Source organism: Bradyrhizobium sp. SZCCT0231, from assembly GCF_018130245.1.
In the GTDB taxonomy this organism is placed as follows: domain Bacteria; phylum Pseudomonadota; class Alphaproteobacteria; order Rhizobiales; family Xanthobacteraceae; genus Bradyrhizobium; species Bradyrhizobium japonicum_F.
Genome location: NZ_JAFCKP010000008.1, coordinates 158,285 through 176,694, shown reverse-complemented (window position 1 = coordinate 176,694; position 18,410 = coordinate 158,285). Strand labels below are relative to the sequence as shown.

General features: G+C 63.5%; 16 protein-coding genes. 5 read left to right on the top strand and 11 right to left on the bottom strand.

The genetic code is table 11. The features are described from left to right. The first annotated feature begins 85 nt into the window (after positions 1-85). On the top strand, positions 86-1,165 hold the full coding sequence (locus tag JQ566_RS20395; protein ID WP_212374881.1) for a zinc-binding dehydrogenase: 1,080 nt from the start codon (positions 86-88) through the stop codon (positions 1,163-1,165). A 94-nt stretch (positions 1,166-1,259) separates the two neighbouring features. Here the strand turns inward: JQ566_RS20395 and JQ566_RS20390 are convergent, their stop codons facing one another. From JQ566_RS20390 to JQ566_RS20355, 8 genes are all read right to left on the bottom strand, one after another. Then, positions 1,260-1,964 (bottom strand): ABC transporter ATP-binding protein, encoded by a 705-nt coding sequence (locus tag JQ566_RS20390; protein WP_212374879.1) that lies wholly within the window; start codon positions 1,962-1,964, stop codon positions 1,260-1,262. A 7-nt stretch (positions 1,965-1,971) separates the two neighbouring features. After that, entirely contained in the window at positions 1,972-3,252 is a 1,281-nt protein-coding gene (locus JQ566_RS20385) for a lipoprotein-releasing ABC transporter permease subunit (protein WP_212374877.1), read from the bottom strand. Positions 3,253-3,325: 73 nt separating this feature from the next. Further along, positions 3,326-4,645 carry a proline--tRNA ligase gene (proS, locus tag JQ566_RS20380; protein ID WP_212374875.1) on the bottom strand — a complete coding sequence of 440 codons (1,320 nt, stop codon included), beginning with the start codon at positions 4,643-4,645 and terminating at the stop codon, positions 3,326-3,328. A gap of 246 nt (positions 4,646-4,891) precedes the next feature. Further along, entirely contained in the window at positions 4,892-5,428 is a 537-nt protein-coding gene (locus tag JQ566_RS20375; RefSeq protein ID WP_212374874.1) for a copper chaperone PCu(A)C, read from the bottom strand. A gap of 29 nt (positions 5,429-5,457) precedes the next feature. Then, positions 5,458-5,955 carry a TlpA family protein disulfide reductase gene (locus JQ566_RS20370; protein WP_212374872.1) on the bottom strand — a complete coding sequence of 166 codons (498 nt, stop codon included), beginning with the start codon at positions 5,953-5,955 and terminating at the stop codon, positions 5,458-5,460. Continuing rightward, positions 5,952-7,163 (bottom strand): sialidase family protein, encoded by a 1,212-nt coding sequence (locus tag JQ566_RS20365; RefSeq protein WP_212374870.1) that lies wholly within the window; start codon positions 7,161-7,163, stop codon positions 5,952-5,954. The genes JQ566_RS20370 and JQ566_RS20365 overlap by 4 nt, the downstream gene beginning before the upstream one ends. A 26-nt stretch (positions 7,164-7,189) precedes the next feature. Then, positions 7,190-9,598, bottom strand: a complete 2,409-nt coding sequence (locus JQ566_RS20360; protein ID WP_212374868.1) for a TonB-dependent receptor family protein — start codon at positions 9,596-9,598, stop codon at positions 7,190-7,192. A 95-nt stretch (positions 9,599-9,693) separates the two neighbouring features. Next, a complete protein-coding gene (locus JQ566_RS20355; protein WP_212374867.1) occupies positions 9,694-10,068 on the bottom strand; it encodes a DUF2946 domain-containing protein in 375 nt (124 codons plus the stop codon). A gap of 742 nt (positions 10,069-10,810) precedes the next feature. Here JQ566_RS20355 and JQ566_RS20350 point away from each other — a divergent pair. Genes JQ566_RS20350 through JQ566_RS20340 form a run of 3 tightly spaced genes read left to right on the top strand, consistent with a single transcriptional unit; the run spans position 10,811 to position 14,393 of the window. Further along, entirely contained in the window at positions 10,811-11,833 is a 1,023-nt protein-coding gene (locus JQ566_RS20350; protein WP_212374865.1) for a sugar ABC transporter substrate-binding protein, read from the top strand. A gap of 20 nt (positions 11,834-11,853) precedes the next feature. Beyond that, positions 11,854-13,356 carry a sugar ABC transporter ATP-binding protein gene (locus JQ566_RS20345; RefSeq protein WP_212374863.1) on the top strand — a complete coding sequence of 501 codons (1,503 nt, stop codon included), beginning with the start codon at positions 11,854-11,856 and terminating at the stop codon, positions 13,354-13,356. Positions 13,357-13,367: 11 nt separating this feature from the next. Next, positions 13,368-14,393, top strand: coding sequence for an ABC transporter permease (locus JQ566_RS20340; RefSeq protein WP_212374861.1), 1,026 nt, complete (start codon positions 13,368-13,370; stop codon positions 14,391-14,393). Positions 14,394-14,679: 286 nt separating this feature from the next. Here the strand turns inward: JQ566_RS20340 and JQ566_RS20335 are convergent, their stop codons facing one another. Then, entirely contained in the window at positions 14,680-15,381 is a 702-nt protein-coding gene (locus JQ566_RS20335) for an L-2-amino-thiazoline-4-carboxylic acid hydrolase (protein WP_212374859.1), read from the bottom strand. A 45-nt stretch (positions 15,382-15,426) separates the two neighbouring features. Further along, positions 15,427-15,819 (bottom strand): RidA family protein, encoded by a 393-nt coding sequence (locus JQ566_RS20330; protein ID WP_212374857.1) that lies wholly within the window; start codon positions 15,817-15,819, stop codon positions 15,427-15,429. Positions 15,820-15,949: 130 nt separating this feature from the next. Between JQ566_RS20330 and JQ566_RS20325 the strand changes: the two genes are divergently transcribed. Beyond that, complete coding sequence (locus JQ566_RS20325) at positions 15,950-16,576, top strand: LysR family transcriptional regulator (RefSeq protein ID WP_212375057.1); 627 nt, start codon at positions 15,950-15,952, stop codon at positions 16,574-16,576. Positions 16,577-16,629: 53 nt separating this feature from the next. Here the strand turns inward: JQ566_RS20325 and JQ566_RS20320 are convergent, their stop codons facing one another. Then, positions 16,630-18,390 (bottom strand): B12-binding domain-containing radical SAM protein, encoded by a 1,761-nt coding sequence (locus tag JQ566_RS20320; protein WP_212374855.1) that lies wholly within the window; start codon positions 18,388-18,390, stop codon positions 16,630-16,632. Positions 18,391-18,410: the final 20 nt, after the last annotated feature.

Genomic DNA, 18,410 nt, shown 5'->3' with positions numbered 1-18,410 from the left:
CAATGGAATACTAGGATAATACCAGGCCTTCTTGGCCCCTCCAAGGCGGCGCATGTCGGCCTCACCCGACTTTGAGGTGAACATCATGAAAGCTGCCGTGCTCAAATCCTTCGGCTCGCCGCTGGCGATCGAGAATGTGCCCGAACCGGTGCTCGGCACCGGCGAGGTCATCGTCGACGTTGTCGCCACACGCGTGCTGTCCTACATGAACGAGGTCCTCGACGGGACGCGCAATTATGCGCTCGATCTGCCGATCATCCCGGGACCCGGCGGCATCGGCAGGGTGCGCGCGATCGGCCCGGACGCGACCAGGCTCGCGATCGGCGACTGGGTGTTCTGTGATCCGACGGTGCGCTCGCGCGATGACGCCGTTGCGCCCGATATCGCCCTGCAGGGGCTGACTGCCGCCAGGCCCGGCGGCATGTCTCTGCAGAAGCACTTTCGCCACGGCTCCTTCGCCGAGCAGATGCGCCTGCCGACCGAAAACGTCAAACGCCTCGGCGCGATCACGCCGGAGCAAGCGACGCAATGGTGCGCGCTGGGTACGCTGCTGGTGCCCTATGGCGGCTTCCTCGCTGCAAACCTTCGTCCTGGCGAGACCGTGCTGGTGAGCGGCGCCACCGGCAATTTCGGCAGCGCCGCCGTCTCTGTTGCGCTGGCGATGGGCGCAGCCTGCGTGGTCACGCCGGGCCGCAACGATCGGGCCCTCGCCGACCTCGCACGCCGCTTCGGCAGCCGTGTCAAACCAGTCAAGCTGACTGGCGATGAGGACCACGACCGCGAGAGCATGAAGCGCGCTGCATCAGGCCCGATCGACTGCGTGCTCGACATCATGCCGCCCTCGGTGAGCCCGACCGTGGTGCGGGCCGCCGTCATGACGGTGCGCGCGTATGGCCGCGTCGTGCTGATGGGCGGCGTCGGCATGGCCGGCGGCGCGGGTCTCGAGCTGCCCTACCCCTGGATCATGCGCAACTGCATCAGCATCCACGGCGTCTGGATGTACCCGCCGGATGCGGCGAGCCGCCTGATCGCGCTGGTACGCGCCGGGTTGCTGCGGCTCGACGAGTACGAGACCACGGTCTTCGACCTCGACCACGCCAACGAGGCGGTGGCGCATGCCGCGGCCAATGCCGGACCGTTCAAATTGACGGTGATCAGGCCTTGAGCCTCGAGGCGGCGGCGGAGCGCCGTCGCCGATTTTTTTCGTTAGTCCGGCCAAGCACTTGGCTACTGTGCATGGGGTTGTTTTCGCAGTTTTGCTAGTCGAGCTCGACGACCTGGCCGTTCGACAGCGACACGCGCCGGTCCATGCGGCCGGCGAGCTCCATGTTGTGGGTCGCGATCAGCATCGAGACCTTGGTCGCCTTGACCAGCTGCATCAGCGCCTGGAACACATGATCGGCCGTGTGCGGATCGAGGTTGCCGGTCGGCTCGTCCGCAAACAGCACGCGCGGCGCATTGGCGACCGCACGGGCGATCGCGACGCGCTGCTGCTCGCCGCCGGACAGCTCGGCCGGGCGATGGGTGATGCGGTCGCCGAGGCCGAGATAGCCCAGGATCTCCTTGGCGCGCTTGACGCTCTCGGACTTCTTCAGGCCGCGGATCATCTGCGGCAGCATCACGTTCTCCAGCGCCGAGAACTCCGGCAGCAGCCGGTGCGACTGATAGACGAAGCCGATATCGGTGCGGCGCAGTTGCGTGCGCTCGATGTCGGGCAGCTGCGAGGTCGGCGCGCCCGAGACATAGACCTCGCCGGAATCGGGCGCCTCCAGAAGGCCCGCGATGTGCAGGAGCGTCGACTTGCCCGAGCCCGACGGCGCCACCAGCGCGACCGACTGTCCCGCCCACAGCGCCAGCTTGGCGCCGTCGAGAATCGTCAGCGGCACCTCGCCCTGCAAGTACTGCCGCTTTATCTCGTGGAGATAAATGACCGGTACATCCTCCGCCCCCTGCTGCTGCTCCATCAGCCCCTCACTCGTACCGGAGCGCTTCGACGGGATCGAGGCGCGCGGCGCGCCACGACGGATAGAGCGTCGCCAGGAACGACAGCGTCAGCGCCATGATGACGACCGCCGTGGTCTCGCCGACGTCGATCTCGGCGGGCAGTTTCGACAGAAAGTAGAGTTCCGGCGAGAACAGCTCGGTGCTGGTCAGCCAGGACAGGAACTGCCTGATCGATTCGATGTTGAGACAGATCACGAGGCCAACGCAGAAGCCGACCAGCGTGCCGACCACGCCGATCGAGGCGCCCGTGATCAGGAAGATCCGCATGATCGAGCCCTGCGAGGCGCCCATGGTGCGCAGGATCGCGATGTCGCTGCCCTTGTCCTTCACCAGCATGATCAGGCCGGAGACGATGTTGAGCGCGGCGACCAGCACGATCATGGTCAGGATCAGGAACATGACGTTGCGCTCGACCTGGAGCGCGTTGAAGAACGTCGAGTTGCGCTGCCGCCAGTCGACCAGGAATACCGGCCGGCCCGCCGCCTCCGTCACCGCCTTGCGGAAGGCGTCGATCTTGTCGGGATTGGTCGTGAACACCTCGATCGAGGTGACGTCGTTGCTGCGGTTGAAATAGGCCTGCGCCTCGGCCAGCGGCATGAACACGAAGCCGAGATCGTATTCGGACATGCCGATCTCGAACACGGCGACGATCTTGTAGGGCTTGATCCGCGGCGTCGTGCCCATCGGCGTGACCGCGCCCTTCGGCGCCACCAGCGTCACGCTGTCGCCGGCATGCAGCGACAGCTGGTCGGCGAGGCGGCGGCCGATCGCGACGCCCTGCCCGTCGTCAAAGCCTTCGAGCGAGCCCTGCTTGATGTTCTTGGCGATCGAGGTGAGGTTGTTGAGATCGTCGGAGCGGATGCCCCGCACCAGGACGCCCGAGGCGTTCCACGGCGATGACGCCAGCGCCTGACCGTCCACGACGGGGGCCGCGAGGCGAATGCCCTCGACCTGGCTGATGCGCTCGGCGACGTCCTTCCAGTCGGTCAGCGGCGATTCCAGCGGCTGAACCAGGATGTGGCCGTTAAGGCCCAGGATCTTGTCGAGCAGCTCTTTGCGGAAGCCGTTCATCACGGCCATGACGATGATCAGCGTCGCAACGCCGAGCATGATGCCGAGAAAGGAGAACCCGGCGATGACCGAGATGAATCCTTCCTTCCGGCGCGCCCGCAAATAGCGCGCCGACAGCATCCACTCGAATGGCGCAAAAGGCGCGGTTTGCACGGTTTCGGTCATGGTCTCATCCATCGCTCGATAATCCCATGATTCGGGGTCAATTGTGGCCGGATTGGCGGCCGCGATCTCGTGCGATGAACAATATTCAGCCGACCAGTCGCGCCACCGCGTCGGCAGGCGACATGGTCTCGCGGGCGCCGTCGCTGCGCCGCTTGATCTCGACCTTGCCGTCGGCGAGCCCCTTCGGCCCGATCATGATCTGCCAGGGGATGCCAATCAGGTCGGCGGCGGCGAATTTGGCGCCGGCGCGCTGATCGGTGTCGTCGTAGAGCACGTCGACACCCCCGGCCGTGAGCTCGGCATAAAGCTTCTCGCAGGCCGCATCGACCGCCGCATCGCCCTGCTTGAGATTGAGAATCGAGACGCGGAACGGCGCGACAGCCTCCGGCCATTTGATTCCAGCATCGTCATGGCAGGCCTCGATGATGGCGCCGAGCAGGCGCGAGACGCCGACGCCGTAGGAGCCGCCATGGATCGGCACATCGACACCGTCGGGGCCCGCCACCAGCGCCTTCATCGGCTCGGAATATTTGGTGCCGAAATAGAAGATCTGCCCGACCTCGATGCCGCGGGTGTTGACCCGCTTGTCCGCGGGCACTTCCCGCTCGAAGCGCGCGGCGTCGTGGACGTCCTCCGTCGCCGCATAGAGCGAGGTCCACTGCTTGATGATCGGCGTCAGATCGCCGTCATAATCGACGTCCTCGCCCGGCACCGGCAGATCCAGCACGTCGCGATTGATGAAGACGCCGGATTCGCCGGTCTCTGCCAGCACGATGAACTCGTGGCTGAGATCGCCGCCGATCGGGCCGGTCTCGGCGCGCATCGGGATCGCCTTCAGCCCCATCCGCGCGAAGGTGCGCAAATAGGCGACGAACATCTTGTTGTAGGCGACGCGTGCCGCGGCCTCGTTGAGGTCGAAGGAATAGGCGTCCTTCATCAGGAACTCGCGGCCACGCATCACGCCGAAGCGCGGACGCTGCTCGTCGCGGAATTTCCATTGGATATGATAGAGATTCAGCGGCAGGTTCTTGTAGGACTTCACGTATGCGCGGAAGATCTCGGTGATCATCTCCTCGTTGGTCGGTCCGTACAGCAGCTCGCGCTTGTGGCGATCGGCGATGCGCAGCATCTCCGGGCCATAGGCATCGTAACGGCCGCTCTCGCGCCAGAGGTCGGCGAGCTGGAGCGTCGGCATCAAGACCTCGATCGCGCCGGACCGGTCCTGCTCCTCGCGCACGATCTGCTCGATCTTCTTGAGCACGCGGAAGCCGAGCGGCAGCCAGGCATAGATGCCGGCGGCCTCCTGCCGGATCATGCCGGCGCGCAACATCAGGCGATGCGAGACGATCTCCGCCTCTTTCGGATTTTCCTTCAGGATGGGCAGAAAGAACCGCGACAACCGCATGGTAACACTCTGGGAATCAGTGATCGCCCGCAGTGAAACCGGATTGGGAGCGAAAACACAAGACCGGGAATGAGGAAAAGCCGCTAACGCGGCGGAATTCCTGTCATTTTTCCGTCGACTTCAGGTTCAGGTTGAGCCGCCGCGACGCTCCTTGCGGCGGCGGCTCAATTGCCTCCAGCGTGACCCGCTCGAAATCGGTCAACAGCCCGTCGATCCGCGCGTGGGCCGCGGCCGGCCGGATTAGTCTCACTTCATCTTCATTCCCGAGTGATCCGGCATTTTCTTCATGTCCATGTGACCCGAGTGTCCGGCATCTCCCGGCGCCTGCGCGCCGACGCCCTGGACGTCGAGGGTGACGGCGACCTTGCCGGCCTTCTCGAATTGCAGCGTCACGGGCACCTTGTCGCCCTGCTTGAACGGGCCTTTCAGCTCCTGGAGCATCAGGTGATAGCCGCCGGGCGCGAACTTCACCGTCTTGCCGGGATCGATCGCCAGTCCCTTGTCGAGCGGGCGCATCTTCATCACGCCGTTGTCCACCGCCATTTCGTGGATCTCGGCTTTGCCTGCGATATCGGCGGACACGCTGACCAGCTTGTCCGCCGCTGTGCCCTTGTTCTCGATAATGAGATAGCCGCCGGCGACCTTCGCACCGCCCGGTGTCGCACGGCTCCACGCCTGTGAGATGACGAGATCGCCGGCCTTGACGTCGTCGGCAACCGCCGGCGCTACGGAGATCGCGAGAGCGAACGCAGCAAGCAGCACGTTTTTCGAGATTGTCTTCATATCGGTATTCCCTTTTGCAGACTTGAACTTCAGTGTTTGGCGAGTTGCTGCGCCGACCATTTTTCCAGATCGGAAATTTCAGCGGAGCCTTCGATCGTCGAGATGATCCCGTCTCGAGAGATGAGCATGGTCCGGGGGATGTCGCCCTGCCAGGCAGGATCGATCTCGAACCGCAAGCGCTCGACGAAGCCGTCATTGAAGATGAAATTCTCGGTCGACGACAGCCCCGCCTTGTCGAGCATCGATTGCGTGGCCGCCGGCAGGTTCGGCACGAGATCGGCGCTGATCGTGACCACGTCGATCTCCGGATGCTCCTTCGCAAACCTCCCGAGCAAGGGCAGCTCGACCTTGCAAGGCCCGCAGGTCACGCCCCAGAAGTGCACGAGCGTCGGACGCCCGGCATGTCCCTTCAGCACGCCTTGCCAGGTGCCGCGTTCGAACGGCTTGAGGCCTGGAGGCGCCCCGAGCGCGGACGCTGACGCGATCAGGATACTCAACCCCAGAATGCCTGCAAATCGACGCCTCATGGTTGACCCTCGATCGCTGTGAGGCGATAGCCATCCGCCTTCGTCATCCATGACAGATACACATGCTGGCCATTGGAGACGAGCAAGGGATGGTCGGAAGTGTCGGTCGTGCTCGATATCGCCTTCGGCGGCGACCAGGTCTCGCCATCGTCGTGAGAGATCGTCATCTGGACCGAGGTCTTCTCGCCATCGAACTCCTTCCACACCATCACCGTCCCCGCCGGGCCCGCGAGCACGAAGGGACGCGTCGGATTGCGATCCGGCCGTCCCAACGCCATTGGCGCAGAGAACGTGCGGCCTTCGTCGCGCGAGTGGGCGTAGAACAATCCTTTCCGAGCCTTCCCGTTCGTGTACCAGGCGACGTGATAGGTTGCGTTCGGCGCGATCGTGAGGCTCGGCCCGTGGTGCGGGCAGGCATTGATCCGCCAGTCGTCGTTGCTGACCCGATGAATCTCGCCTGGCGTCGAAAGGTCGGCGAAGGTCATGACCGCATGATCGCGCACGCCGCCCTCGAAGATGTTCCTGAAGATCACGGCAGGCCGTCCGGGCGCTGCGAACGTCAACGCCAATCGGCAGCACTCGCAGGTGCCGTCACGCGCGAGAGCGGCCTCTGCGTAGGTGGCGCCGCCATCCCGCGACGAGGCAAAGAACAGCGCCGCTCCCTCATACTTCCGCCCCGCCTCTTTCGCCGGGACACGATTGCGCTTGTCGAGCCAGGCCGCAAAGACCGTTCCATCCTGATCGAGCGCCAGCGCCTCAAACCGCTGGCTCTCGTTGCTTGCGGTGATGGGCTTCAGCTCCGCAAAGCTCTTTCCACCATCGGCCGAACGCGTGTAGAGCACCTGGCCGTTGAAGGCCTCATCCCTGAAGATCGAGAACGCGACGGCGATCCCGCCCTTGCGATCAACCACGATCTTCGGCCGCGCATCCGGACCCCAATCGAGGTTCAGCCGCCTCGTCGTGACCTGGGTGGGCGCAGAGAAACTGCGTCCCGCATCCTGCGAACTTGCGACCGAGACCTGCCCTCCCGCCATCCAGACCAGCCACAGCGTCCCGTCCGGACCGAAGGCGGGCGTCGCCTTGGTCGCACAGCGCAGCGTCGGCTCCTCACAGGCCGCTTCGGACGCATGCTGAGCACGCATCTGTCCGAGCGCCGCACCTTGCAGGAATGCGAGAGCGACGATCCCGAGCAAGCCAGTTCGGATCACGGCTCTACTCCCTTCGAACGCCCGGATCATTTGAACGCCACCTTCATACCTGCAACGAACGTGCGCGGCGAGCCCGCATAGATCGATCCTGTGGTGTTTGCGAGCGCACTCGCAGGATCTTGAAGGCCCGCCGCCGTCACCGTGTTCGCGATGTTGTTTGCCGAGGCAACATAGGTGCGGTCGAATACGTTCCTGACCTCGAGAAACAGATTCAGGGATCTGAAGGTGTCGGACACCAGGTCGGTCTTGTAGTGAACATTCACGTTGACCAGCTCATAACCGGGCGCCTTCAGCAAATTCGCATTGTCCATGTAGAAGGAGTCCTTCCACTGGAGTTCGACGAAGCCTCCGAGTCCTGTCAGTGGCCCGGCGAACTCGTCATAGCCAATTCGCGCCGTCAGCTCGTTGGGCGAAATGCCGGGGATCTTGTTGCCGGCACGGTTGAAGCTGAACACCGCGCCATTGGTGATGTTCTCGACATACTCGGTGTAGACCTCGTCGAGATAGGTGTAGGCCGCCATGAACCGCCAACCCGGATAGAACTTCCAGTCGGCGGCAAGCTCGATGCCCCGGTGCTCCGATCGCGGCGCGTTGAACGTATAGGTCGCGTTGCTGGCGCTGGGATTGCTGGCGGCCTGACTGACCAGCTCATTCCGGAAAAATTCGTAGAATGCCGTCGCGCTCAGCTTGACCGCGTTGCTCGGCGTCCAATCGAAGCCGAGATCATAGCCGACATTGGTTTGCGTCTGGAGCTGAGTGTTGTTGCCGAAAGCACCGTTCGGAAGAACGAACAGATTCGACACCTGCGGCGTTCCGTATCCGGTCGCGACCCGTCCGCGAAACTGCCATTCTTGGTTAAGTCTGTAGAGCAGCGCCAATTCGGGCGCCGTGTTCTCAATCGTGCGGTTGACGGCGGTGGGCGGAGGTATCGTCGCGACCGGAACGTTGATCGTGTTGTACTTGTAGAGCGTATTGACGCCCTTCAGAATCGTGGTTTCCCACCCAATTCCGGCGATCGCGGTCAGGTCCGGAGTGAGCTTCAGCTCCTCCCGCGCTCGTATCCCGTAATTGGATGTATCGCTGTAGGTGTTGGCCGAGATCAGTCCCAACGTGGCGTTTCCGCCCGGGATGACGTTGCGCGTATCGCTCGACGCCACGAGCGTATTGTACCAGGCGCCGACCAATGTGGTGGACTCCATGCCGAAGATTTCACCGCGCTTTGTGATGTCGCTCATGTAATTGTACGAGGGGAAATCGCCGATGGCGCTGGTCGCGCCGGTGGGCTGGCTGATGTTCCTGTCGTCGAAGACGAACTGGTTCCGCCACGTCATCGTGTTATCGAAGTCGTGCTCCCATCGTGCTCCGACAATGGTTCGTCGATCGTTTCGCCCGAGACCGGCTTGGGTCGCCGTCTCGATGTCCTTGCCACCGTTAAAGCCGTTCCTGAAGAGAGACACGGTCGGACATCCGGCTGCCGCCGTTGCACCGGTCGTACACCCCTGCTGGAACGGATTGATGTAGAACTGGTTCAGCGACTGGCGAAGCGGAAGCCGCGCGCTGAGGTCGTTGTTGATGATCTTGACCGTGAAACGATCGTCCGGCGTCGCCTTGAGCGTTCCGAGGAAGTTGACGGTCTGAGTATTGTACCAGCTATTGCCGATATAGCCATCGCCCCGCACGTCGCTTGCGAACAGCGAGCCCTCGAAATTACCGACCTTCTTGCCGGCCGCCAGGTAATTGTTGAGGTAGCCGTAACTGCCGCCATCGACGCCATATTCGACGCCATCGATCGTGCCGCCCGGCCGCGTCCGGAAATTGAGCGCGCCCCCGGTCGCATAGTTGCCGTAGAGCGCCGACGAGGGGCCACGGATCACGTCGATCGCACCATAGGCATGGGGATCGATCAGATCACTGCGCGACAGGCCGTCCGGCTGCGTCACCGGGAAGCCATCGTCGAAGATCACGAGATTGCGGATGGCGAAACCGTTGCGGGCATTGGAGCCACGAATCGAGATGCCGAAATCCCGGGGACCGTTGCCCTGCTTGACCGAAATGCCCGGACTATCCCGCAAGACGTCGCTGACCGAGAACGCCGGGCGATTGTCGAACTGGCTGCGATCGATCGTCGTCGCGGTCTGGCCGGCCGGCGATTGATTGAGACCAGCCCGCGCTACGCCGGCAGACGCGGCCAGGTTTTGGGCCGGCGCGCTGGCGGTCGCGTTCTGCGCAACGGGTCTGGCTGCGCGTCCCGCCGACGCTGAGCGCAGTCGCGATGGCCGGGTGGTTGGTTTGGGACGCGAAGGCTGCGGCGCCTCAACCGTCACCGCGGGAAGCGATTCCGAGGCGCCTTGGGCAAGCGCGCCCGAGCCGATCGAAGACACCAGCCCGCAAAGCACGGGCAAGCTCGCGCGGCTGATCGCACGAATGCGTAACATCTGTTGAATTCCTGACATCCGGCACGTCGGCCGGTCCATTGCACACGCCATCGGCACGGCAATGGCGCGCGCCAATGGTTCGGTTTGTCGCTACGTCAGGAAAATTGAGGCGGCGCGCGTGCCTGGGCGCTCGAGCTCTTGTAAGCGGCGAACGCGGACGCGTGTGCCGGATGCCACACCACACGCTCGGCATGGCGGACGGGAATCGCGAGTGCCGTATGCGGCGGCGAATCGAGCGACGCGTTGGCCTGGGCCAGGCAGCACAGGGCACACGCACCGGCATGCGCGGCCGGCCCGCCGGTCCGATCGTTCAGGCCGCTCTGCTCGCTCGCACTGTGGCAGATCACGCCGGCAGACAGTGGGTCGGCAGCGGCCCGGCCGGTCGCCAAACAGGCGGCGATCGGCGCCAGCACCTGCATCACCAAGGCGAGCAGGACCAAGGGTAAGTATTTTTGTAGCCGCGCGCGCATCCGCCGAACCATTCGTTCGTGCGCTAACTAAACACTGCGGTCGGGGCCGAGTCGAGGTCAGTTCCGCCGCCTTCTTGGCCCAGCGCAACTTTCTCGAAAGCTGTGGTCGGCGCGCGCCACGGCCGCCGGTCCGGCATTTGAGGCAGGGAAGCCCACCCCGCTTATCCACAAATTTCTTATATTTGTCATATGGTTATATGGCTAAGAGCCCGATCATTTCGTCAGCTGCTCGAATTTTGAACATTCGTTGCCGAAAATGATGACAAGTGAGAAAAGTTGATCTAGCATCCTCTTGCTCAGGCGCTGACCGCGAGGTCATGGCCTGGTGGTCCAAGTCTCGGGAGGAGCCCCTGGCGCGCAAAACGCAGCGTCGCCCCGTCAATCAAGAGCAAATCTTAAGATCGGGGATAATAGGGTCGACACAATTTTTGAGCGGGGCCAGGGCCCCGCTCTTTTTTTGTCCGCGCGGCTGAACCGTCGATGAACGCTTCTTCCGACCAAATCGAGCAGCCATCGTAGCCGAGCCTCGCGCGCACGATGCATCGCGCTCACGCAAGGATCGATGCGCGCGCTGACAGGCGATGCTCGACCTCGCGGTGACGCGCAGCGGACACTCCCGGCTGATGCGACGCCTGCCTCGCCGTTGATTGCAGATTGAGTGGCAACAACTCTTGTGAGAGACTTTCGGACATCGGTCGCGCAAGCAATGACGCGCCGACGACAAGATACATGGGAGCGAGCGATGTCCGGGACGAAAGATTTCTCGACGACGAGGCGCGATCTTCTTCAGGCGGCAGCGACCGCCGGCGCCGCAACTGCCATCCTCGGCAGCATCGGCATAAATCCAGCACTGGCCGCCGAAGTCGGACGCAGCGAGAAGCCGCTGAAGGCGGCGTTCTCCAACGCCGGCCTCCAGGCCACCTGGTGCGCGCAAGGCAAGCAGGCTGCGGAATTCTGGGGCAAGCTGTTCAATGTCGAGGTCACCTGGTTCGATGGCCAGCTCGACGCGGTGAAGCAACGCGCGGCGATCGACAACATGGCATCCCAGAAATGGGACTTCGTCGCGATCCAGGCCTTCGGCATCGGCACCCTCACCCAGCCGGTGCAGAAGATGATCGACGCCGGCACGCCCGTGATCGACATGGACACGCTGATCGCGCCGCTCGATCAGATCAAGGTCCACTCCTTCCTCGCCCCCGACAACGAGTTCATGGGCGCCTCGGTGACCCAGGCGCTGTGCAACGCGATGGGCGGCAAGGGCAAGATCATCATGACCCAGGGCGCGCTCGGGCATACAGGAGCGCAAGGCCGCGCCAAGGGTTTCAACTCGGTCGTCAAGCAATTCCCCGGCATCGAGGTGCTGGACACCCAGCCGGCCGACTGGGACGTGTCGAAGACCGCCCGTCTCTGGGAAACCTACCTCACGAAGTATCCGCAGATCGATGCGGCGTTCTTCCACAATGACGACATGGCGCTCGCCGCCGCCAACATCATGAAGGCGCGGGGCCGCACCAACATCCTGATCGGCGGCGTCGACGCCATGCCGCCGGCGATCCAGGCGGTGAGCGAAGGCCGCATGTTCGCCACGGTGCGCAATCCCTCCTGCCGCATCCATGGCGGCGCCATCATTGCAGGCGTGTCGGCCGTGGTCGGCGGCGAGAAGAGCGGACAGGGAATCCCGAAGAACGTCGTCACCGATGGCCCGGTCGTAACCAAGGCCAACGCCGCCGGGATGCAGTGGATGCAGGATCACTTCCTGATCTGAGCCTCCAGATCCGAACTTTCATGACTGTGGGACAACAGCCCATCCTGGAACTCCAGGGCATCACGAAGAGCTTCGGCGGCGTCGAAGCGCTTCGTGGTGTCGACTTCGCGCTTTATCCCGGCGAGATCCACGGTCTCGTCGGCGAGAACGGCGCCGGAAAAAGCACGCTGATGAAGATCATCGCCGGCGTGCACAGCGAATTCTCCGGCCGCTTCCTGATCGACGGAAAGGAGATGCATTTCCGCTCGGCGCGCGATGCGCACGCCGCCGGCATCGCCATGGTGCATCAGGAGCTCAGCGTCGCCCCCGACCTCACGGTCGCGGAGAACGTCTTCCTCGGCAACCAGCCGACCAACGCCCTCGGCCTCGTGCAATGGCGGCGGATGGCGCGCGAGGCGGGCGAGCAGCTCGCCCGCTTCGGCATCGACGTCGACCCGATGGCACGGCTTGGCGACCTCCCGATCGGACTGCAGCAGCTGATCGAGATCGCGCGCGTGCTGTTCTCCGGCGCCCGCATCGTCATCCTGGACGAGCCGACCTCCGCCCTCTCCCCACCCGAGGTCGAGCGGCTGTTCGCAACGCTCCGGCGGCTGCGCGAGGAAGGCACTGCAATCGTCTTCATCTCGCATTTCATCGAGGACATCCTGCTTGTGTCCGACACGGTGACCGTGTTCCGCAACGGGCGGAAGGTTGCGGAGACGGCAAGCGCCGCGACCAGCAAGGGCGCGCTGATCGAGGCGATGATCGGTCGCGGCGGCGAGGCGCTCGAGCATAGCTATGCCGACGATCTGATGCTGCCGCAGCCGAGCGACAGCAAGGTCGTTCTCAGGGTCGACCAGCTGTCGCTGTCGCGCAGCCTTCAGGACGTCTCGTTCGAGGCCCGCGCCGGCGAGGTGCTCGGCATCTACGGCTTCATGGGCTGCGGCCAGCAGGAGCTGTCACGCATCCTGTTCGGCAAGCTGAAGCCGGACAGCGGTACGCTCGCCGTGGACGGCACGCGCAAGACCTTTGCCAGCACGGCGGCGGCGCGGCGCGCCGGCGTGGCGCTGGTGCCGGAGAGCCGGCGCGACATGCTGTTTCACCAGGAGCCGGTCTACAAGAACATCTCGATCAGCATTCTCGACCGCATCTCGGCGCTATTGCTCAAGCCGGTGCAGGAGCGCGACATCGCCAAGCGCCAGGTCGATCAGTTGCAGATCCGGCCGCCGGTGGTCGGCCTCGATCTCGGCATGCTCTCGGGCGGCAACCAGCAGAAGGTTGCCCTGGCAAAATGGCTCACCTACCCGCCAAAACTGCTGGTGCTGTGCGAGCCGACCCGCGGCATGGATGTCGGCGCCAAGAACGACGTCATCAACATCGTCCGCGACCTCCGCACAAAAGGGCTCGCGATCATCGTGCTGTCGACCGAGCCGGAAACGGTGCTGTCGCTGGCCGACCGCATCCTCGTGCTCAAGCGCGGCGCCTTGGTGCGGGAATTCAGGAACGAGCCGGTCAGCAAGGACCGCCTGCTGGAAGCGGCGTGACGGAGAAGCACATGAGCAGCGAGACGGCTTTGGCGACAGGACGGCGGGCGCGGGGCCTCGCACCGTTCCTGCGCTCGCAGATGCGCAACATCGCGCCGTTCCTGACGCTGATCTTCCTCTCCGCTTTCTTCGCCTTCGCCAGCCCCTCCTTCGCGACGCTCGACAATCTCGGCAACATTCTGACCCAGGTGTCGGTGACAGGCATCATCGCCGTCGGCCTCACCTTCGTGATCCTCTGCGCCGAGATCGACCTGTCGATCGCCAGCATCGCCAACGTCACGGGCATCGCGGTCGCCTACTTCACGCTGCAGGAATCCTACGTCAACATCGCCAACATCCCCCTGCCCGGCGCGGTCGCGATCATCCTGTCGATCCTGCTCTGCGCCCTGCTCGGTCTCGTCAACGCGCTGGGGCTGACCGTGATCGGCATCCCCTCCTTCATCATGACCCTGGCGATGATGCAGATCGCGGCCGGCATCTCGGCCCTCCTGGTGCGCGGCCAGATCGCCTACAAGGTGCCTGATATGATCACGACGCTCGGCTCGGGCTCGGTCAGTGGCATCCCCTGGATCGTCATCGTCGCCGCCATCATGCTGCTCGGCGGTCATCTGGTGCTGACCTACACGCGCTTCGGCCGCTACGTCTACATGGTCGGGGGCAATCGCGAGGCGGCCGAATATTCCGGCCTCAACGTCAAGCTCATCCTTGGTGCGGTCATGGTGATCTCGGCGGTCTGCTCCGGCATCGGCGGCATGCTGGGAGTAGCCCATTTCGGCAGCGCGCAGCAGAACGAGTTCGACACCTACCTGCTCGACTCCATCGCCGCCGTCGTGGTCGGCGGCACCAGCCTGTTCGGCGGACGCGGCGGCATCGGCAACACCATCGTCGGGCTGTTCGTGCTCGGCGTCCTCAACAACGGGCTCGACCACGTCAACATCGACAGCTTCCTGAAAATCCTGATCCGCGGCCTGATCCTCTTGGCGGCGCTGGTCATCAACGTCTATGCGCAGCGCTTGAGGGAAAAAGCGGCGGAGTAGATGGCCGCCAAAACAAAAAGTGCGAAAACAACCCCATGCACAGTAGCCGGGGTTAGCGGAATCAATGACTTGCCGGCGGCGTCGCGAGATTGCGGATTTAGCGAAGTCGATTTGCTCCGTCGGGCAAAACAGGGGCATGATGTCATCATCGGAAGCCGGCTTCGAAAGGCCGGTGCCCCCCGTCATTGCGAGCGCAGCGAAGCAATCCAGGACTCTCTCCGCGGATGCATTTCTGGATTGCTTCGCTGCGCTCGCAATGACGATGTAGCGGCAGAAGGAATACGGCCTAACGCTCCGCCTTCGCGTTTGATGGTAATCGCGAGAAGCGGAAATTGCAGTGGCTGGCGCCGCCCGCCAGCGTCTGTGTCCGTTCCAGGCGGATGCCTCGCGTGGCGTAAGCGTCGAAGTCGAGGCCGCAGATGTTCGGCAGGATCTCCTTGTCGCCATGGCGCGCCGCGAGCTTGCAGAAGCCGCAGGCCTTGTAGTCGATGCCGAATTCGAAGCCGTCTTGGGGACCCGGCTCGACAAAATCGTAGACGAAATCTTCCGGAAACTCCGCTTGATGAGCCCTTGTAACGCTTCTTGCCGCCTGTTCGCGCATCAAGGCCTGGTTCTCCGGCGACATGAATTGACGACCCGTGGCGAGACGCTCGGCTTCTGGCGTCGTCAGCAGCTGCGCCCTGTAGGTTTCCCGCTCGATCTCGCCGATCACGGGCACCGGCACGCCGTGGCGCCGCAGCACCCGACTGATGGCCATGAAGCCGGTCAGGCGCATGAAGAAGTCGCTCATGCGGCTTGCCGCGCCGCCGACATAGGGCATCTGGGTGAGGACGATCTCGAATTCGTCCATTACCTCCTGCCTTATTGCGTCGATATCAGAGAGATGCGCGCGCTCGCGGAGCATCGCTTCGGCAAGGTCTATTCGCTCGCGCATGGCGGCTTCCATCGCGTGGCGGTGCGTCTGGTAGAACGGATGGATCTCAGCCATTGGACACCCGATATGCTTGGTCATTGCAGCATCGACGACGCCGCCTCATTCCGCGGCGATCGCCTCGATCTCCAGCAGCCATTTGCTGTCGACGGTCTCGACGACCACGACGGTCAGAGCCGGCTGGTGCTCCCCGAGCATCGCACGGCGAATGGCGCGGTTGGTGACGACTTGACTGTGATCGGTCAGGAACGTCGTGACCTTGACCAAGTGCTCGACGCCAAGACCTGCCGCGCCGAGCACCTCCCTGACATTGCGCCAGGCCTGCTCGCATTGTGCCTCGAAGCCGTCAGGCACGGTGCCGTCGGACTTTTGAGGCACCTGGCCGCTGATGAACAGCAGGCGGCGATGCTGCTTCAGCTCGAGTCCCATGCAGTAGCCGCCGGCGGGCGGATGAACCGTTGCGGGATTGTGGCTGGCGATGTGAGCTGGCGGCATGGCGTTTCTCCGGATTTGCGGGCCGACCGTATCCGGCGGCATCCCTGCTGCGCAAAGCATCATTGCTGCGGTTCAGCGCAAGAAAATCTATTGCAAGCCCGCGGCCTATCGGTGTCAAAGTGCAGTTGCGATGACCTACGCCCTTCCCCCGCTCAATGCGCTCCGCGCCTTCGAAGCCGCGGCGCGCCATCTCAGCTTCAAGCTGGCCGCGCACGAGCTGCACGTCACGCCCGCCGCCGTGGGGCAGCAGGTGAAAGCGCTGGAGGCGCGCCTCGGCGTGCAACTGTTCGAGCGGCTGCACAAGCAGTTGATCCTCACAGAGGCCGGCCAAGCCTATCTGCCCGGGATCTCCGAAGGCTTTCGCCACATTGCCGAGGCGACCTCGCAGCTGAAGCCGGAAGGTGCCGTGCTGCTGCAATTGGGGGTCCAGGGCAGTTACGACCTGCGCCGCCTCGAACTTGCGGCGTTTCGCAGTGCACATGCAGAGATCGGTTTGCGCGTGCTGCAGCCCGCCGACCTGCACGAGCTCGTCGAGGGCAAGGTCGACGTGCTGATCGCCCGCGGCGTAAGCCACCATCCGGGCTATCGCTGCGAGCGGATCGATGAGGGATCGAGCCCGGGCGATTGGCTGGTTGCGCCGGAAGGCACGGCGGATTGTCCGGAGATCGTCAGTTTTCGCGCGTGGCTACGCACCCTGCCCGCCGCGAAACCGCTCGCAAATCGCCGCCCGCGTCTGGTCGGCGGCGTCGGGAGTTGAGGGGCACAAGGTTGCGTGCCGAGGCTGAGGGCTGCCGTTCAACTCAACGCCTCCTATCCCCCGGCTAACTTAGGTTTCTGTGCCTCTTCGATATGCCGCCGCTGATCGAGAAACGCCTGGCTGGACCGCGTCTTATACAAATCCAGACTCGCGGTCTCGTCAGCCTGCAGTGTGATCGCCGCATCGAGATAGGCGAGCCGGTGCGGATCCGACTTGACCTTGCGCGCCAGCCGGTGGAGGCGCAGAGCGAGCGAAGCCCATTGTACGGCCTTCACGGCGGTGTCGGCGGCATAGCGAGGATAAAACGACCAGGCCGGCTCGACCGGCAGATGCGGACGGCGCTCGTCGCGGCTCTTCAGCCGCAGCACACCCCCTTCGAGCGGATGGACGCGCTCGATGGGATGGTAGCCTTTGAAATAGAGCGCGTAGGTGCCGATCTTGCCGACATTATTGCCCGTCGCCGCGGCACGCCGCATCAGCGTCTCGATGTGCTCCCAGCTGTAATAGGTGTTCCAGGCGAGCTCGTAGGCCCGCTCCCAGTCCGCCTTGGACATGGCGAGGTGGTCCGTCGTGACGTGGTCCAGGTCGTATTTGTTGAGGTCCACATCCATCGCGACGCCCTTCAAGGAGAGCGTCTTGTGATCTTCCGAGCCCGGCAGCGGCGTCAGGAAGAAGAACTCCAGCATGTCGATCGGCAGCTCATGCTTGATGATCTCGATGTCGCGGACGATCGATTCCGGTGTGTCGTTGGGAAAGCCAATAATGTAGCCGCCGACGGTCATGATCCTGGCCCTCTTCCAGGCCATCATCATCTCGCGATAGTCGGTGATCTTGTTCTGCCGCTTCTTGGCGCCGAGCAGACTGTCCGGGTTAATGTTTTCGAGGCCAATGAAGCATCGCCGGACGCCGGCCTTGGCGCATTTCTCGATGAAGTTAGGCAGCTTGTGGCAGAGCGTGTCGACCTGGATCGTGAAACGGAGGTCCCAGCCCTCCTTCTCGCGCAGCGCGATGATGCGGTCGAGCAAAATCTCCCAATCCTTGTTGCGCGCAAAATTGTCGTCGGTGAGAAAGAAGGCGAAGACGCCCTGAGCGACGTTGGCGCGGATCACGGCCTCGATGTCGTCGGCGCTGCGGCGTCGCGACTTGCGGCCCTGCACGTTAATGATGGTGCAGAACGAGCACTGGAACGGGCAGCCGCGCCCCGCGTCGAAGCTCGTGGTGTGGCCGATGACCCGTCCGATCTGCTGGCGGGGAATGATCGGCAAAGGCTGGCTCTCCAGGTGTGGCAGATCGTCGATGTAGTTGTAGAGAGGCTGCAATCGCCCGGCGACCGCATCCTGCAACAGCTCCTCGAGCCGTCCCTCGGCTTCGCCTGCGAAGACCGACACACCGAGGTCCATCATCTCCTGAACGCCGGGATCGCGTTCCGGCAACATCGAGAGGGTGCCGGATACATGGAAGCCGCCGATCGCAACGTGGATTCCGAGCTTGCGAAACTGTCTCGCCAGATCGAGCGATCGGGGAAACTGGTTGGACTGGACCCCGACCAGCATCACCATGCCGGCCTCCGCGGCCTTGATCGCGCGCGCCAGATCCGCGACACGCACCTTCCAGTTGGTCTCATCGATGGCGTCGATCTCGATGTTGCAATCGGGCCCGAGAACCCCGCGTTCACGACAATCGAGCGCGATGCCGTAAAGGCAGGCTAGTGAATTCGAAGGCAGGCCGCCGCGCCACCATCGAATGACGTAGCCATCGTCGTCGTAATGTGACGGCTTGATCAGAACAAGCCGAAAAGTCTTGTTCTTCCCCATGAGCTACAGGTAGCTCGATC

Coding starts and splice junctions, on each gene's coding strand:
- JQ566_RS20395 (WP_212374881.1), top strand. CDS start 86: ATGAAAGCTGCCGTGCTCAAATCCTTCGGCTCGCCGCTGGCGATCGAG.
- JQ566_RS20390 (WP_212374879.1), bottom strand. CDS start 1,964: ATGGAGCAGCAGCAGGGGGCGGAGGATGTACCGGTCATTTATCTCCAC.
- JQ566_RS20385 (WP_212374877.1), bottom strand. CDS start 3,252: ATGGATGAGACCATGACCGAAACCGTGCAAACCGCGCCTTTTGCGCCA.
- proS (WP_212374875.1), bottom strand. CDS start 4,645: ATGCGGTTGTCGCGGTTCTTTCTGCCCATCCTGAAGGAAAATCCGAAA.
- JQ566_RS20375 (WP_212374874.1), bottom strand. CDS start 5,428: ATGAAGACAATCTCGAAAAACGTGCTGCTTGCTGCGTTCGCTCTCGCG.
- JQ566_RS20370 (WP_212374872.1), bottom strand. CDS start 5,955: ATGAGGCGTCGATTTGCAGGCATTCTGGGGTTGAGTATCCTGATCGCG.
- JQ566_RS20360 (WP_212374868.1), bottom strand. CDS start 9,598: ATGTTACGCATTCGTGCGATCAGCCGCGCGAGCTTGCCCGTGCTTTGC.
- JQ566_RS20355 (WP_212374867.1), bottom strand. CDS start 10,068: ATGCGCGCGCGGCTACAAAAATACTTACCCTTGGTCCTGCTCGCCTTG.
- JQ566_RS20350 (WP_212374865.1), top strand. CDS start 10,811: ATGTCCGGGACGAAAGATTTCTCGACGACGAGGCGCGATCTTCTTCAG.
- JQ566_RS20345 (WP_212374863.1), top strand. CDS start 11,854: ATGACTGTGGGACAACAGCCCATCCTGGAACTCCAGGGCATCACGAAG.
- JQ566_RS20340 (WP_212374861.1), top strand. CDS start 13,368: ATGAGCAGCGAGACGGCTTTGGCGACAGGACGGCGGGCGCGGGGCCTC.
- JQ566_RS20335 (WP_212374859.1), bottom strand. CDS start 15,381: ATGGCTGAGATCCATCCGTTCTACCAGACGCACCGCCACGCGATGGAA.
- JQ566_RS20330 (WP_212374857.1), bottom strand. CDS start 15,819: ATGCCGCCAGCTCACATCGCCAGCCACAATCCCGCAACGGTTCATCCG.
- JQ566_RS20325 (WP_212375057.1), top strand. CDS start 15,950: ATGACCTACGCCCTTCCCCCGCTCAATGCGCTCCGCGCCTTCGAAGCC.
- JQ566_RS20320 (WP_212374855.1), bottom strand. CDS start 18,390: ATGGGGAAGAACAAGACTTTTCGGCTTGTTCTGATCAAGCCGTCACAT.